Source organism: Ewingella sp. C233 (assembly GCF_055407225.1).
In genome coordinates this window covers 1-13,624 of record NZ_JBUZRI010000003.1, presented here as the reverse complement: position 1 = coordinate 13,624, position 13,624 = coordinate 1, and the positions used below count along the sequence as shown (strand labels likewise).

The window sequence follows — 13,624 nt, the reverse complement described above, 5'->3', positions numbered from 1 at the left end:
AGATGAATATTATCGCCATCATGTGCCCGGAAGCCGCCTACTATAAAGATGAGCCAATTCGCGAACTGGATCTGGCACTGACGAACCTTGGCTTTAAAACCGTTTACCCGCGGGATAACGCCGATCTACTCAAACTCATTGAAACGAATGCCCGTATCTGTGGTGCGATTTTCGACTGGGATCAGCACAGTGAAGAGCTGTGTACCGAAATCAATGAGCTGAACGAATACCTGCCGTTATATGGGTTCATCAATACCCACTCTTCGCTGGATGTCAGCGTGAACGACATGCGTATGGTGCTCTATTTCTTCGAGTATGCCCTGAATGCGGCCGACGATATCGCCAAACGTATCCGGCAGTACACCGATGAGTACATCGACACCATCATGCCACCGCTGACCAAAGCGCTGTTTCGCTATGTGGAGGAGGGGAAATATACCTTTTGTACGCCCGGCCATATGGCAGGAACGGCCTTTTTAAAAAGCCCGGTCGGTACGCTTTTCTATGATTTCTTTGGCGCGAAAACCCTGAAGGCCGATGTATCGATTTCGGTCACCGAACTGGGTTCGCTGCTGGACCACACCGGCCCGCATCTTGAGGCAGAAGAGTATATCGCGCGTACTTTTGGTGCCGAGCAGAGTTATATCGTCACCAATGGCACCTCGACCGCCAACAAGATTGTGGGTATGTATGCGGCACCGGCGGGAAGCACGGTACTGATTGACCGCAACTGCCACAAATCTTTGGCACATCTGATGATGATGACCAACGTTGTGCCGATTTACCTGCGCCCAAACCGTAACGCTTACGGCATTTTGGGCGGTATTCCGCAACACGAATTTACCCGAGAAAGTATCGAGGCGAAAGTTTCCCAAACGCAAAATGCCACCTGGCCGGTGCATGCGGTGATCACCAATTCGACTTACGACGGTCTGCTCTACAACACAGATTTCATCAAGCAAACGCTGGATGTGCCCTCCATTCACTTTGATTCTGCCTGGGTGCCGTATACCAATTTTCATCCTATTTATGCAGGTAAAAGCGGCATGAGTGGTGAGCGTGTGGCGGGGAAAGTGATTTATGAAACACAGTCCACCCACAAATTACTGGCGGCGTTTTCACAGGCCTCGATGATCCACATTAAAGGTGAGTATGACGAGAGCACCTTTAATGAGGCCTATATGATGCATACCACCACATCGCCAAACTATGGGATTGTGGCATCGGCGGAGACCGCAGCGGCCATGCTGCGTGGAAACCCTGGTCGCCGCCTGATCAACCGCTCCGTTGAACGTGCGCTGCATTTTCGTAAAGAGATCCAGCGCCTGCGTGAGGAGACGGAAGGCTGGTTCTACGATATCTGGCAGCCGGAAGAGATCGACGATGCTGAGTGCTGGCCACTGAATCCGGATCAAAACTGGCACGGCTTTGCCAACGCGGATACCGACCATATGTATCTGGATCCTATCAAGGTGACGATTCTGACGCCGGGTATGGACGAACAAGGGCGACTCGAAGCCGAGGGCATTCCGGCCGCGCTGGTGGCGAAATTCCTGGATGAACGGGGCGTGGTGGTTGAGAAAACCGGGCCTTACAATTTGCTGTTCTTATTCAGTATCGGTATCGACAAAACCAAAGCCATGAGCCTGATGCGCGGTCTGACGGATTTCAAGCGTGCTTACGACCTGAATTTACGCGTGAAGAACATGCTGCCGGATCTCTACGCTGAAGATCCAGATTTTTACCGGCATATGCGTATTCAGGATCTGGCGCAGGGGATCCATAAGCTTATCCGGAAACACGATCTGCCGAGTTTGATGATCCGGGCATTCGATGTGCTGCCTGAAATGATCATGACACCTTACGATATGTTCCAGCATCAGGTGCGCGGTCATATCGAAGAGTGCGAAATTGACGATCTTATCGGCAGAGTGGCCGCGAATATGATCCTGCCTTATCCGCCAGGTGTACCGGTCGTTATGCCGGGCGAGATGATCACGCAGGAAAGCCGCGCAGTGCTCGATTTTCTGATCATGCTCTGCTCAATTGGCGAACACTATCCGGGCTTTGAAACCGATATCCATGGTGCCAAACTGACGGAAGATGGGCGCTACTTAGTGAAAGTGCTCAAACTGCCCGCCGAATAAACGCCTTACCCGCAGGGGATTAGCGTTGAATTCAGTGCGTGGCTGCGGGCAACTGTTTTATCAGAATTGACAGGATTTTCTTATGCTTAACTTACGTCAGGTTCATCATATTGCGGTTATTGTTTCAGACTATGCCCGCAGCAAAGCCTTCTATTGTGATGTGCTGGGGTTCACTCTGATGGACGAGTTTTATCGTGAAGAGCGTGATTCATGGAAGGCCGATTTGGCTCTGAACGGGCATTACACGATTGAGTTGTTCAGTTTCCCCCATCCTCCGGCGCGCACGAGCCGTCCTGAAGCCTGTGGTTTGCGCCATCTGGCCTTCAGCGTCGATGATATCGATCTGGCGATCAGCGGCCTGGTCAGCGCTGGGGTGTCGTGTGAACCGGTGCGGATTGACCCTTACACCTCCAGACGTTTTACCTTCTTCAGCGATCCCGATGGCCTGCCATTGGAACTTTACGAAATCGGCTGAGGCATCATGAACAAAGCTCTTTCTGAAAATAGCGTGCTCACCCATCTCGCCTCACAAATTGGCGATGAGCGAAAGTTTTGTGTCGCCTTCAGTGGCGGGCTGGATTCCACCGTGCTGTTGGCGGCGCTTGCCCAGCTGCGGGCGGGGCCATGCCCTGACCTCTCTCTGCGCGCTATTCATGTTCACCATGGCCTAAGTGATTTTGCCGACGACTGGGTGGCTCATGCACAGGCCTTTTGCCAGCAGTTACAAGTACCGTTACAGGTGGTGTATGTCTCTCTCGATGCCAGACAAGAGGGGATCGAGGCGGCGGCCAGGGCGGCACGATATCAGGCTTTTGCTGATCATCTGGATTGCGGTGAGACACTGCTTACCGCGCAACACCTTGATGACCAGTGCGAAACGTTTCTGCTGGCACTGAAACGGGGAAGCGGCCCGGCGGGACTTTCGGCTATGGCGGCGCATTCGCAGCAAAAGGGTTATCCGCTGCTGCGGCCTTTTCTGCCACTTTCCCGCCAGCAACTGGAACAGTTCGCGACTGACTCAGAGCTGCAATGGATCGAAGATGACAGCAATGAGAACTCAAGATTTGACCGTAATTTCCTACGGCTGAATGTATTACCCGCGCTTTATGAGCGCTGGCCGCATTTTCCTCAGGCGGTTTCACGCAGCGCTGCACTTTGCGCAGAACAGGAATCGCTCCTGGATGAACTGCTGAGTGAATCCTTGCAGATGCTGACCGACGGTAATGGCAGCCTGAATATCACAGCCATGACGTCGATGTCCGTACAGCGGCGTCAGGCGCTATTGCGCCGCTGGCTGGCGGAGCAGGGAGCGCGTATGCCGTCCCGCGATCAGCTGCAACGGATTTGGGATGAGGTGGCCCTGAGCCGTGAAGATGCCGCGCCTCAGTTACAACTCAATCACCTGAGCGTGCGACGTTTCCGGCAGCGCCTTTATGTCTTGCCGCCGATGGTATCGTTACAGGATATCGTTTTACCCTGGGATACCCGCTCACCGCTGGTACTTCCCGACGGTCTCGGTCATCTTCAGATTAGCGATGCCTCGACGCGAAGCACCGGAAATATTCGTCTTCCCCGCGATGATGAGCGTGTCAGTGTACGCTTTCAGGCAAAAGGCATGATTGAAAAAGCTGGGCGCCAACATACCAGACACAGTAAAAAACTGTGGCAGGAACTCAACGTCCCGCCGTGGCAGCGTGAACGAATACCACTGATTTATTACAATGAACAGCTGATGGCCGCGCCGGGGTTATTTATCACCCGTCTGGCAGTCGCGGACACCGGTACACCGGCATGGCAGGTTATCTGGTGCCCTTCAGTGGATAAAAAAGAGCATTAATGGTGGATTTTAAGGCGGGTTATCCTGCTTCAGGAGCAGCAATGCGTTTTGTAATCAGTGTGGCTTTATTGTTAGGCATGATCAGTACGCCGGTTCTGGCAGAAGGGAGTATCGCTCAGGGGCAGTCAAAAGCTGCCAGTTGTGTGGCCTGCCATGGAGCCAGCGGCAAGGCGGCTAACCCCATCTATCCGAATCTTGCAGGTCAAAACGAGGCATATCTGGAACTGGCGATGTATGCCTACAAAAAAGGAGAGCGCAGCGCAGGGCAGGCGGGAGTGATGCAGGCATTTACGTCTTCACTGTCCGATGAGGATATCAGTGATTTGGCCGCTTATTACGCCAGTCTGACGCCGCTGAAGTAATTCGGCCTTAAACTATCAGCTTTCACAAATGCAAACGGGCAATCCTGAGATTGCCCGTGAAGTGGATACTGCCGATCGTTTGGTACTACTCGATACTGACAACCACGATACCATGTTGGGGATGTTTATAACTTTCAATATGGTCGAGGCGCAGGTCACGCATTTCGTCATTGATCTCGACGACTAAATATTCGACCTTTTTGCGCATTAACAACTCGCAGGCTTTTCCTTCAACGATTTCTCCGCTACGCAACGTTAACGTTAAAACCACATCATTGTCGCAGGCGAGCTCAAGATTATCGTAGTCATCACAATTGATGGGTTGGTACACATCATTCATCGACATAATCGCTCACCAATAAGTTAGCAGCAGCATAAGCCGCTTGTTCCCGGATAGAAGACGGAAGTTCGGCATTCGCCGCCACATCGTCCAATGCTTTCAACACACAGCCCAGCGCATCGGGCACATAGCCAAGATCACCGCTGGCAATCTCCGCATATTTACGACGTACAGACTCACAGTACTGTTGCATAGGTTCTCCTTAAAAGCATATCCCGCTGGGGTAATTATCGTATTGAAAGCCCAGAAAGATAAACTCTCAGTATTAAACGACTATAGCACAGGCAAGGTCCAGTTATTAGCAAGCTGATACAGGTTTCTCGTTGGCGCAGAGGGAGTTAATCCGCCCGACGGCGGCGTTAAACTGGCCGCCATACCCTGCTTTCAAGTACACTGTGCGTCCATTATCAAGAGGTTTCCAATGGCGTTAAAAGCGACGATCTACAAAGCGGCAATCAATATTGCAGATATGGACCGCAATTTTTACTACGATGCCAACCTGACGCTGGCGCAACACCCTTCAGAAACCGAACAGCGCATGATGCTGCGTTTACTGGCCTGGATTTGCCATGCCGATGAGCGCCTGAGTTTTACCCGCGGGTTGAGTGCAGAAGATGAACCTGAAATCTGGCGCAAAAACGATCACGGCGGCATTGAATTATGGGTGGAACTGGGGCTGCCGGACGAAAAACGTCTGAAGAAGGCCTGTAACCAGTCACGCCATGTGGTGTTGTATGTCTACAGTGAGCGGGCGGCAAAAGTCTGGTGGCCGTCGGTTCAGAGTAAAGCCTACAGTTTCGGAAATCTGACGGTACGTTTCATTGATGACGAGATGTTGGCGCAGCTCACCGCTTTTGCTTCTCGCAACATGGTTTTGCAGGCTACGCTGCAGGATGGAACTATTTGGCTTTCTGATGCTCAGAATAATTTGGAAATCCAATTTTCTGAATGGAAAGAGTCTGATGGGAAAGAAGCGGGACAATAAGTGTGTTAATCCTTTCCGGTAAACTCGACATTCCTGACAATGAAATTGAATTAACCGCTATCCGTGCGCAGGGCGCGGGTGGTCAGAACGTCAACAAAACCTCGACGGCAATTCATTTGCGCTTTGACATTAAAGCCTCAAGCCTGCCTGATTATTATAAAGAGCGTTTGCTGGCGTTTAATCACCATTCGATAACGGCGGATGGGCTGGTGGTCATCAAAGCTCAGGAGTACCGCAGTCAGGAGCAAAATCGTGAAGCGGCTATCGCGCGTTTAAGCAGCCTGATTGCTCAGGCGATGGTGGTGGAAAAACCACGGCGTGCGACCAAACCTACCAAAGGATCAAAAATCCGCCGCGTGGAAGGGAAAGTGCGAAAAGGGGCGACAAAGGCATTGCGCGGCAAGATCCGCCCGTCTTAATGAGCTGAACTGTGGCAGCGGAAAATGTCCTTTGCCACAATGAGACAAAACGCAGAGGGAAGAGACTGTGAAAAAAGTAATTATAGCAGCGGTACTGGCGCTCGGCGCATTGTCACTGTTCGGCTGCCATACGTCTGCCATGAATCGTGAGGCGCCGCTGCAGGCTATGCAGCAAAGTTTTAGCGGCATTGTTCCTTGTGCTGATTGTAGCGGAATAGAAACGTCGCTCTTCCTGCAACAGGATGGGACTTATGTCCTGAAGGAAACCTATCTGGGAGCCAAAGACGGTGACCTGACGTTCGCCAGTTACGGTAGCTGGGCCCGCACGGCGGATAAATTAGTCCTCACGGACAGCAAAGGTGGGAAACGTTATTTCCACCCGCAAGGCGATAATCTGACCATGCTTGATAGCACGGGCTCTCCGATTATTTCGCAATTTAATTATATGCTGAAACCTGCGGTGCAGGATATGCCTAAAACTCCAATGACTCTTTCCGGCATGGTGCAGTACAGCGCTGATGTGGCCTCTTTCACCGATTGTGCGACGGGAAAAGTATTCCCGCTGTCAGGGAGTAACACCCTTGAGCAAGGCTATCTTGCTACGCGTAAAAAGCCACAGGAGCTGGTGTTTGTTTCAATGGATGGTCACTTTACCGTTGAATCATCAACGGGCGAAGGACAAAACCAAAAGTCGCTGGTGGCTGACAGCAACGTGAAATTTGATGCCAGCAAAGCTTGTCCATGATGGGCTGATGCCATTCCGGATATAAAAAAACGCCCGTGATTAAACGGGCGTTTTTTATTGGACCAGCCTCAGAACCAGAGGATCAGCGTGGGATCTGGCTCAGCAGATGTTCAATAATATCGCTTTGTTTGATCATCAACTTTTCACCGGTACGGCGGTTTTTGTATTCCAGCTCTTGCGCGTCCAGGTTACGATCGCCAATCACGACCTGATGCGGTACACCGATCAGTTCCATATCCGCAAACATCACGCCCGGACGCTCTTTGCGATCGTCGAGGATCACATCGATGCCTTTGTCACGCAGAGTCTGATAAAGCTCTTCGGCGACGTCTTTCACGCGGAATGACTTGTGCATGTTCATCGGCAGGATAGCGACCTGGAAAGGTGCAATCGCGTCTGGCCAGATAATACCGCGATCATCGTGATTCTGCTCAATCGCTGCGGCGACTACGCGGCTCACGCCAATGCCGTAACAACCCATTGTCATCAGCTGGTTACGTCCATCTTCGCCTTGTACTGTGGCATTCATGGCTTCTGAATACTTGGTGCCCAGCTGGAAGATATGTCCGACTTCAATACCGCGTTTGATGAGCAGAGTACCCTGACCATCCGGGCTGATATCACCTTCAACCACGTTACGAATATCAGCAACCTGTGGCAACGGCAAATCGCGCTCCCAGTTGATGCCGAAATGATGTTGACCATCAATGTTGGCACCGGCACTGAAATCACTCATGACGGCGACTGTACGGTCAGCAACGATTGGCATCGGCAGATTCACCGGACCCAGTGAACCCGGACCCGCGTTAACGATGGCGCGGATTTCGGCTTCGGTCGCGAAGGTCAGTGGAGAAGCCACGTGTGGCAGCTTTTCGGCTTTCACTTCATTCAGCTCGTGATCGCCACGCACCAGCAGGGCAATCAGTTTGTGACCGCTCTCTTCGGTGGCGTGAACCATCAGCGTTTTAACGGTTTTGCCGACCGGTACCTGGAATTGTTCAACCAGTTCGGCAATCGTCTTGGCATTTGGCGTCGCAATCTGACGCAGTTCTTCAGTGGCAGCCGCGCGTGGTGTCGCTGGGGCTACGGCTTCAGCTTTCTCAATGTTCGCCGCGTAGTCAGATTCGGTGGAGAAGATGATGTCATCTTCACCGCTTGAGGCTAATACCTGGAATTCATGCGATGCGCTACCGCCGATCGAGCCGGTATCTGCATCAACAGCGCGGAAATTCAGACCCATGCGGTTGAAGATCTTGCTGTAAGCGGCATACATGGCGTCGTAGGTTTCCTGTAAGGATTCCTGCGTCGTATGGAATGAATAGGCATCTTTCATGATGAACTCACGAGAGCGCATTACACCAAAACGCGGACGAACTTCATCGCGGAATTTAGTTTGGATCTGGAAGAAATTCAGCGGCAACTGTTTGTAGGAGCTGATTTCGCCACGGATCAGGTCGGTGATCACTTCTTCATGCGTTGGGCCAAGCACAAAGGCGCGCTCGCCGCGATCCACAAAACGCAGTAATTCCGGACCATACTGCTCCCAGCGGCCGCTCTCCTGCCATAAGTCCGCGGGTTGAACCACCGGCATGGAGACTTCGATAGCGCAAGCGTTGTTCATCTCTTCGCGGACGATGTTTTCGACTTTACGCAGAACGCGCAAACCGGTCGGCAGCCAGGTATACAGGCCTGATGCCAGTTTGCGGATCATCCCGGCGCGAAGCATCAACTGATGGCTGATCACTTCGGCGTCGGCTGGCGTCTCTTTCAGTGTGGAGAGCAGATATTGAGTTGTACGCATGTTGTGTTGATTCCGTTAGCACTGCTAATTGCAATCGGGCTGCCATCGGGCAGCCAAAGCGTGAAAAGTTTCTTAGTTTACCAGCGACTGAGGGCTGTCAAAAGAGAAGGGATGGAAAATTAGTTTTTGTCGAGGGACCAGACCTGATTTTGCTCGCCGACAACGCGCCAGCGGACATTGAATTCCAACAGATTTACCGCGTAATCCCGTTCTAATTCCTCGCCTTTACGATAGGCGGGACGGGGATCCTGACCCAGAACTTGTGTAATAAAACGGCGCAAATTCGGATGCTTTGACACATTAGCCGCTAATTGCTGCTCGGCTTGTGCAGTAAATTCCACGGCCATATCTGCTGGTGGCGCAGATTGCGCAAAGCCTGCTCTGGCTTCAGGATGACTTTCGGCAAAGGGCAGATAGGGTTTGATGTCCACAACCGGCGTGCCATCGACCAGATCAAGACTGCCCAACTCCAGAATAACGCTCTGGCCCTGACAACGAATGCCCTTCAGTTCGATCAATGACATCCCCAGCGGATTTGGCCGGAAGGTCGAACGGGTGGCGAATACGCCAGTCCGGATATTTCCGCCCAAGCGGGGAGGGCGCACAGTAGGGCGCCATCCGCCGTCCATGGTCTGGTGAAAAATAAACATCACCCAGATATGGCTGAACTCCTCAAGGCCGCGCACTGCTTCAGGCTGGTTGTAAGGAGAGTGCAGATGCAGCTCTCCCCCTCCGTCTTCAATCAAGCCGGGCTGGCGGGGGACAGCAAACTTCTCTTTATAGGGAGAGTGAATAGTCCCTATTTGAGCGAAGGAAAATGAGGTCATTTAAAGGTAACGTTCAGCGCTGAGCCCTGACAAACGGCCTGTTGATGGCAGCCGGGGACGCCACTGAGGATCTGACACTGGTGTAACAATACGGCATTGGCTTTCATGTAAGACGCGCGCGTCAACATTCTTTTGCGGGCCGTTGCCAGACTTGGTGGCGCGTCTTGTGTGTCTGCCTGACAGGATTCACCTGATACTTCACCCAGGTCACGGAACGGTGTTCCTACCAGCGCTTCCGCATCTTTGTACAGCTTGACCGGTGCCGGACGAACAGCGACGGGTTTTGGTTTTACAGGTTTAATTTCTACCGGAGTTGGCTGTTCAGGAGTGGGTGGCTGCGTTTTTTGAGTCGCGGAACATCCAGCTAGCAAGAGAGCTAACAAACAGAGAGGTAAAGCACGCATGGTATATCCTCTGCTTTTTACTATGTTAGGGGGAAAGAATGTGGGTTATTGAAGCAAGGTATTGATGAAATAACAAGGCGGGCATAAGCCCGCCTTGTTATTTTTATAAAGTGAGTAGACTTACCAGCCTTTCACTGCACCGCCGTTGAAGATTTTATTCGCTGCTGCATTTACTTCGTCAGACTGGTAGGCCTGAACGAATTTCTTAACATTCTCAGCGTCTTTGTTATCTTCACGCGCGACCAGCAGGTTCACATAAGGTGAATCTTTGTCTTCCACGAAGATACCGTCTTTCTCTGGGGTCAGACCAATCTGGCTTGCATAAGTGGTGTTGATCACCGCCAGTGCAATCTTGTTGTCATCCAGTGAACGTGGCAGCTGTGGTGCTTCCAGCTCAACCAGTTTCAGGTTTTTAGGGTTCTCAGTCACATCAAGAACGGTTGGCAGCAGGCCAACGCCATCTTTCAATTTGATCAAACCTTGTTTTTGCAGCAGCAGTAAAGAACGTCCCAGGTTAGTCGGGTCATTCGGCAGTGCAATCTGATCGCCTTCTTTCAGCTCATCAGTCGATTTGATTTTCTTTGAGTATCCAGCGATTGGGTAGACAAACGTGTTGCCTACAGAAACCAGTTTGTAACCACGATCTTTGATTTGCTGATCCAGATAAGGCTTGTGCTGGAAGGCGTTAAGGTCGATATCGCCTTTGCTCAGTGCTTCGTTCGGCAAAACATAGTCGTTAAAGGTGACGAGCTCAACATCCAGACCATATTTCTCTTTAGCGACTTTCTGTGCCACTTCAGCAACCTGCTGTTCAGAACCCACGATCACACCCACTTTAATATGGTTTGGATCTTGTTCTTTAGGACCGCATCCAACCAGAGCCAGCGTTCCCAGAAGCGCGCCGACAACCGCGATGGATTTAAATTTAGTAGACATATCCTTTCCTCTATAAGCGGAGATAAATTAATCGCAATGTTTAAGGTACAGCCGTTATTGCCTTACTTATGGGTTACCGCTTTAACGATGCGGTCTCCACAGAACTGAATCAGGTAAACCAGTACCACTAACATGACTAATACAGTATTCATTACTGTGGCGTCATAACCGATATAACCGTACTGATAACCGATCTGACCTAAACCGCCCGCGCCAACTGCGCCGCCCATAGCCGAGTAGCCTACCAGCGTGATCAGCGTGATCGTCGCGGCATTGACCAAACCCGGTAATGCTTCTGGCAAGAGTACCTTGCGGATAATTTGCATCGGTGTTGCACCCATTGCGCGTGCCGACTCGACTAAACCACTTGGAATTTCCAACAGCGCATTTTCAACCATGCGGGCAATAAAAGGTGCTGCGCCAACGGTTAAGGGAACAATAGCAGCCTGTAAACCAATCGAGGTACCGACAATCAGGCGGGTGAACGGAATCATCCATACCAGCAAAATAATGAACGGAATAGAGCGGAAAATATTCACGACCGCTGACATTACGCGGTAAACTTTTTTATTCTCCGCAATCTGGTCTGGGCGGGTGACATATAAAAGCACACCGAACGGTAAACCCAGTACAAAGCCGAAAAAACCAGAGGTCAGCGTCATTATTACGGTTTCCCAGATGCCCCGTCCCATTAACCACATCATTGCCTCAGACATAACCGAGTACCTCTACTTTCACTTGATTTTCATGCAGGAATTGAATGGCTGCCTGCGTAGCGGCTTCTTCGCCATGCATCTCTGTCAGCATAATGCCGAATTTGACACCACCGGCGTAATCCATCTGAGCGCTGATAATATTGTTATTAATGTTGAAGCGGCGAACGACTTCAGACAACAACGGTGCATCAACCGATTGGCCCGTGAACTCCAGGCGCAATAAAGGCACGCGGCCTGCCTTGGGTTCAGCAATTAACCGATCCGCATAGTCATCGGGGATATCAAGATGCAATGTGGATTGAATGAACTGCTGAGCCAGTGGCGTTTTAGGATGCGAGAACATTTCGCTGACTTTATCTTTCTCAATCAATTGACCGTCGCTTATCACCGCGACCTGATCACAAATGCGTTTTACGACATCCATTTCGTGGGTGATCAATAAAATTGTCAGTCCCAGGCGCCGGTTAATATCTTTCAGTAATTCAAGAATAGAACGAGTTGTTGCCGGATCCAGCGCGCTGGTGGCTTCATCACAAAGCAGAACTTTTGGATTGCTGGCTAAAGCGCGTGCGATCGCCACGCGCTGTTTTTGGCCGCCCGAAAGATTGGCTGGGTAAGCGTCATGCTTATCTTCCAGACCAACAAGCTTCAGCAACTCAGCAACACGCTTTTTTATTGCTCCGGATGAGAGATTGTCGAGTTCCAAAGGCAAAGCGATATTACCGAACACCGTGCGGGAAGAGAGCAAGTTAAAGTGTTGGAAAATCATGCCAATCTGTCGGCGTGCACGTGTCAGCTCTTTTGCAGAAAACGCCATTAAATCCTGGCCGTCGACGATGACTTGTCCTTCGGTCGGTCGCTCCAGCAAATTGACACAACGGATCAGCGTACTTTTACCTGCGCCGGAAGAACCTATCACGCCATAAATCTGCCCGGCAGGGACGTGAAGACTCACGTCAGAGAGCGCGACGATAGAGCGCGAACCCTGCTGAAACACTTTGGTGATGTTAGAAAGTTTAATCATATTCTTCTTATTCTATCTTTGGGACCGTGACTCAATGAAAGTGACTCTATGGCATAAGCCATATGTATGACGTGGATGCTAAGGCGTCTAGACGTCTAAGTCAACTGGGATAGCATTCTCTCTCAGCCTTAAAACATGCGATACTACCTACATTAACTCGCCATCAGGAGCCAAGACGTGGCACAGACTGTTCCAGCAATTTTTCTAGATAGAGACGGTACCCTTAATGTTGATCACGGGTATGTTCATGAAATCGACGATTTCCAATTTATTGAAGGTGCAATAGAAGCCTGCCTGCAATTAAAGGAAATGGGCTTTGCCTTAGTATTGGTGACCAACCAGTCAGGTATCGCGCGTGGCAAATTTACGGAAGCACAATTTCTCCGCTTAACTGAATGGATGGATTGGTCTCTCGCCGATCGTGGTGTGGATCTGGATGGCATCTATTTTTGCCCTCATCATCCTGAAGGTACGGTAGAAGCTTTTACTCAGGTATGTGAATGTCGCAAGCCAATGCCAGGTATGTTCCTTACTGCAAAAGAAGAACTGAACATCGATATGGCCGCTTCCTATATGGTAGGCGATAAAATTGAAGACATGCAGGCAGCTGGGGCTGCGGGCGTGGGTCACAAGATATTGGTGAAAAGCGGTAAGTCTGTTACTGCCGAAGGTGAAGCTTTGGCCGATGGCGTACTCGCAAGCCTTGCCGAGCTGCCTTCTTTCATTAAAAAAGCCGCTAAATAAGGCTTTGTGAGTAAAAAACAGGCAAACGAAATAAAACTGTATTTATTCGCTTGCCATTCTGGCCCAGCCCCCTATAATGCCGCTCCATCGACAGGGAACAACGTGAACAACATCACGAAGTAGCCGGGTCGGAAAAGATTTAAAACAGCGGCAACCGGATGAAATAAACGGTTGACACTGAATGAGGAAAGCGTAATATACGCCACCTCGAGTTGCCAAGCGAAAGCGTGTAACTCACTGCTCTTTAACAATTTATCAGACAATCTGTGTGGGCACTCACAAGACGATATCAGCCACCTCGGTGGCAAAAAAATATCAAGTCTTAAAGAGTGACCAA

The 13,624-nt window shown here is 50.8% G+C and carries 16 protein-coding genes; 8 read left to right on the top strand and 8 right to left on the bottom strand.

The genetic code is table 11. The features are described 5' to 3' along the window. Positions 1-2: 2 nt before the first annotated feature. The 4 genes from ACZRKO_RS15325 to ACZRKO_RS15310 all read left to right on the top strand — a co-directional run bounded on the left by ACZRKO_RS15325 (position 3) and on the right by ACZRKO_RS15310 (position 4,346). Positions 3-2,147, top strand: coding sequence for a lysine decarboxylase LdcC (locus ACZRKO_RS15325; RefSeq protein ID WP_463738130.1), 2,145 nt, complete (start codon positions 3-5; stop codon positions 2,145-2,147). 82 nt (positions 2,148-2,229) lie between these two features. Continuing rightward, on the top strand, positions 2,230-2,622 hold the full coding sequence (locus ACZRKO_RS15320) for a VOC family protein (RefSeq protein WP_463738129.1): 393 nt from the start codon (positions 2,230-2,232) through the stop codon (positions 2,620-2,622). A gap of 6 nt (positions 2,623-2,628) precedes the next feature. Continuing rightward, positions 2,629-3,984: a tRNA lysidine(34) synthetase TilS gene (gene tilS / locus ACZRKO_RS15315; protein ID WP_463738128.1), complete on the top strand. Its 1,356-nt coding sequence runs from the start codon at positions 2,629-2,631 to the stop codon at positions 3,982-3,984. 41 nt (positions 3,985-4,025) lie between these two features. Next, on the top strand, positions 4,026-4,346 hold the full coding sequence (locus tag ACZRKO_RS15310; protein ID WP_463738127.1) for a c-type cytochrome: 321 nt from the start codon (positions 4,026-4,028) through the stop codon (positions 4,344-4,346). Between the two features lie 85 nt (positions 4,347-4,431). Here ACZRKO_RS15310 and rof read toward each other — a convergent pair whose 3' ends face one another. Both rof and ACZRKO_RS15300 read right to left on the bottom strand, forming a co-directional pair. After that, a complete protein-coding gene (gene rof / locus ACZRKO_RS15305) occupies positions 4,432-4,692 on the bottom strand; it encodes a Rho-binding antiterminator (RefSeq protein ID WP_463738126.1) in 261 nt (86 codons plus the stop codon). Further along, positions 4,679-4,879: a YaeP family protein gene (locus ACZRKO_RS15300; protein WP_188475300.1), complete on the bottom strand. Its 201-nt coding sequence runs from the start codon at positions 4,877-4,879 to the stop codon at positions 4,679-4,681. Before ACZRKO_RS15300 ends, rof begins: the two co-directional genes overlap by 14 nt. 228 nt (positions 4,880-5,107) lie before the next feature. On the opposite strand from ACZRKO_RS15300, the gene ACZRKO_RS15295 reads away from it, so the two are divergent. The 3 genes from ACZRKO_RS15295 to nlpE all read left to right on the top strand — a co-directional run bounded on the left by ACZRKO_RS15295 (position 5,108) and on the right by nlpE (position 6,835). Next, on the top strand, positions 5,108-5,671 hold the full coding sequence (locus tag ACZRKO_RS15295; RefSeq protein ID WP_463738125.1) for a YaeQ family protein: 564 nt from the start codon (positions 5,108-5,110) through the stop codon (positions 5,669-5,671). Positions 5,672-5,673: 2 nt separating this feature from the next. Continuing rightward, positions 5,674-6,090 (top strand): alternative ribosome rescue aminoacyl-tRNA hydrolase ArfB, encoded by a 417-nt coding sequence (gene arfB, locus ACZRKO_RS15290; RefSeq protein ID WP_463738124.1) that lies wholly within the window; start codon positions 5,674-5,676, stop codon positions 6,088-6,090. A gap of 67 nt (positions 6,091-6,157) precedes the next feature. Next, positions 6,158-6,835, top strand: a complete 678-nt coding sequence (gene nlpE / locus ACZRKO_RS15285) for an envelope stress response activation lipoprotein NlpE (RefSeq protein ID WP_463738123.1) — start codon at positions 6,158-6,160, stop codon at positions 6,833-6,835. Between the two features lie 82 nt (positions 6,836-6,917). On the opposite strand, the gene proS is transcribed toward nlpE, so the two are convergent. The 6 genes from proS to metN all read right to left on the bottom strand — a co-directional run bounded on the left by proS (position 6,918) and on the right by metN (position 12,543). Continuing rightward, on the bottom strand, positions 6,918-8,636 hold the full coding sequence (proS, locus tag ACZRKO_RS15280; RefSeq protein ID WP_463738122.1) for a proline--tRNA ligase: 1,719 nt from the start codon (positions 8,634-8,636) through the stop codon (positions 6,918-6,920). A 119-nt stretch (positions 8,637-8,755) separates the two neighbouring features. Next, positions 8,756-9,463 carry a tRNA (N6-threonylcarbamoyladenosine(37)-N6)-methyltransferase TrmO gene (gene tsaA / locus ACZRKO_RS15275; protein WP_463738121.1) on the bottom strand — a complete coding sequence of 236 codons (708 nt, stop codon included), beginning with the start codon at positions 9,461-9,463 and terminating at the stop codon, positions 8,756-8,758. After that, positions 9,460-9,867: an Rcs stress response system protein RcsF gene (rcsF, locus tag ACZRKO_RS15270; RefSeq protein WP_463738120.1), complete on the bottom strand. Its 408-nt coding sequence runs from the start codon at positions 9,865-9,867 to the stop codon at positions 9,460-9,462. The genes tsaA and rcsF overlap by 4 nt, the downstream gene beginning before the upstream one ends. 120 nt (positions 9,868-9,987) lie before the next feature. Beyond that, positions 9,988-10,803: a MetQ/NlpA family lipoprotein gene (locus tag ACZRKO_RS15265; RefSeq protein WP_463738119.1), complete on the bottom strand. Its 816-nt coding sequence runs from the start codon at positions 10,801-10,803 to the stop codon at positions 9,988-9,990. Between the two features lie 62 nt (positions 10,804-10,865). Then, positions 10,866-11,519, bottom strand: a complete 654-nt coding sequence (locus ACZRKO_RS15260; protein ID WP_463738118.1) for a methionine ABC transporter permease MetI — start codon at positions 11,517-11,519, stop codon at positions 10,866-10,868. Next, complete coding sequence (metN, locus tag ACZRKO_RS15255) at positions 11,512-12,543, bottom strand: methionine ABC transporter ATP-binding protein MetN (protein WP_463738117.1); 1,032 nt, start codon at positions 12,541-12,543, stop codon at positions 11,512-11,514. Before metN ends, ACZRKO_RS15260 begins: the two co-directional genes overlap by 8 nt. 177 nt (positions 12,544-12,720) lie before the next feature. Here metN and gmhB point away from each other — a divergent pair, with 177 nt between their 5' ends. Further along, the gene (gene gmhB, locus ACZRKO_RS15250) at positions 12,721-13,287 is read left to right on the top strand and encodes a D-glycero-beta-D-manno-heptose 1,7-bisphosphate 7-phosphatase (protein ID WP_463738116.1); all 567 of its coding nucleotides are present in this window, start codon (positions 12,721-12,723) and stop codon (positions 13,285-13,287) included. Positions 13,288-13,624 lie beyond the last annotated feature (337 nt).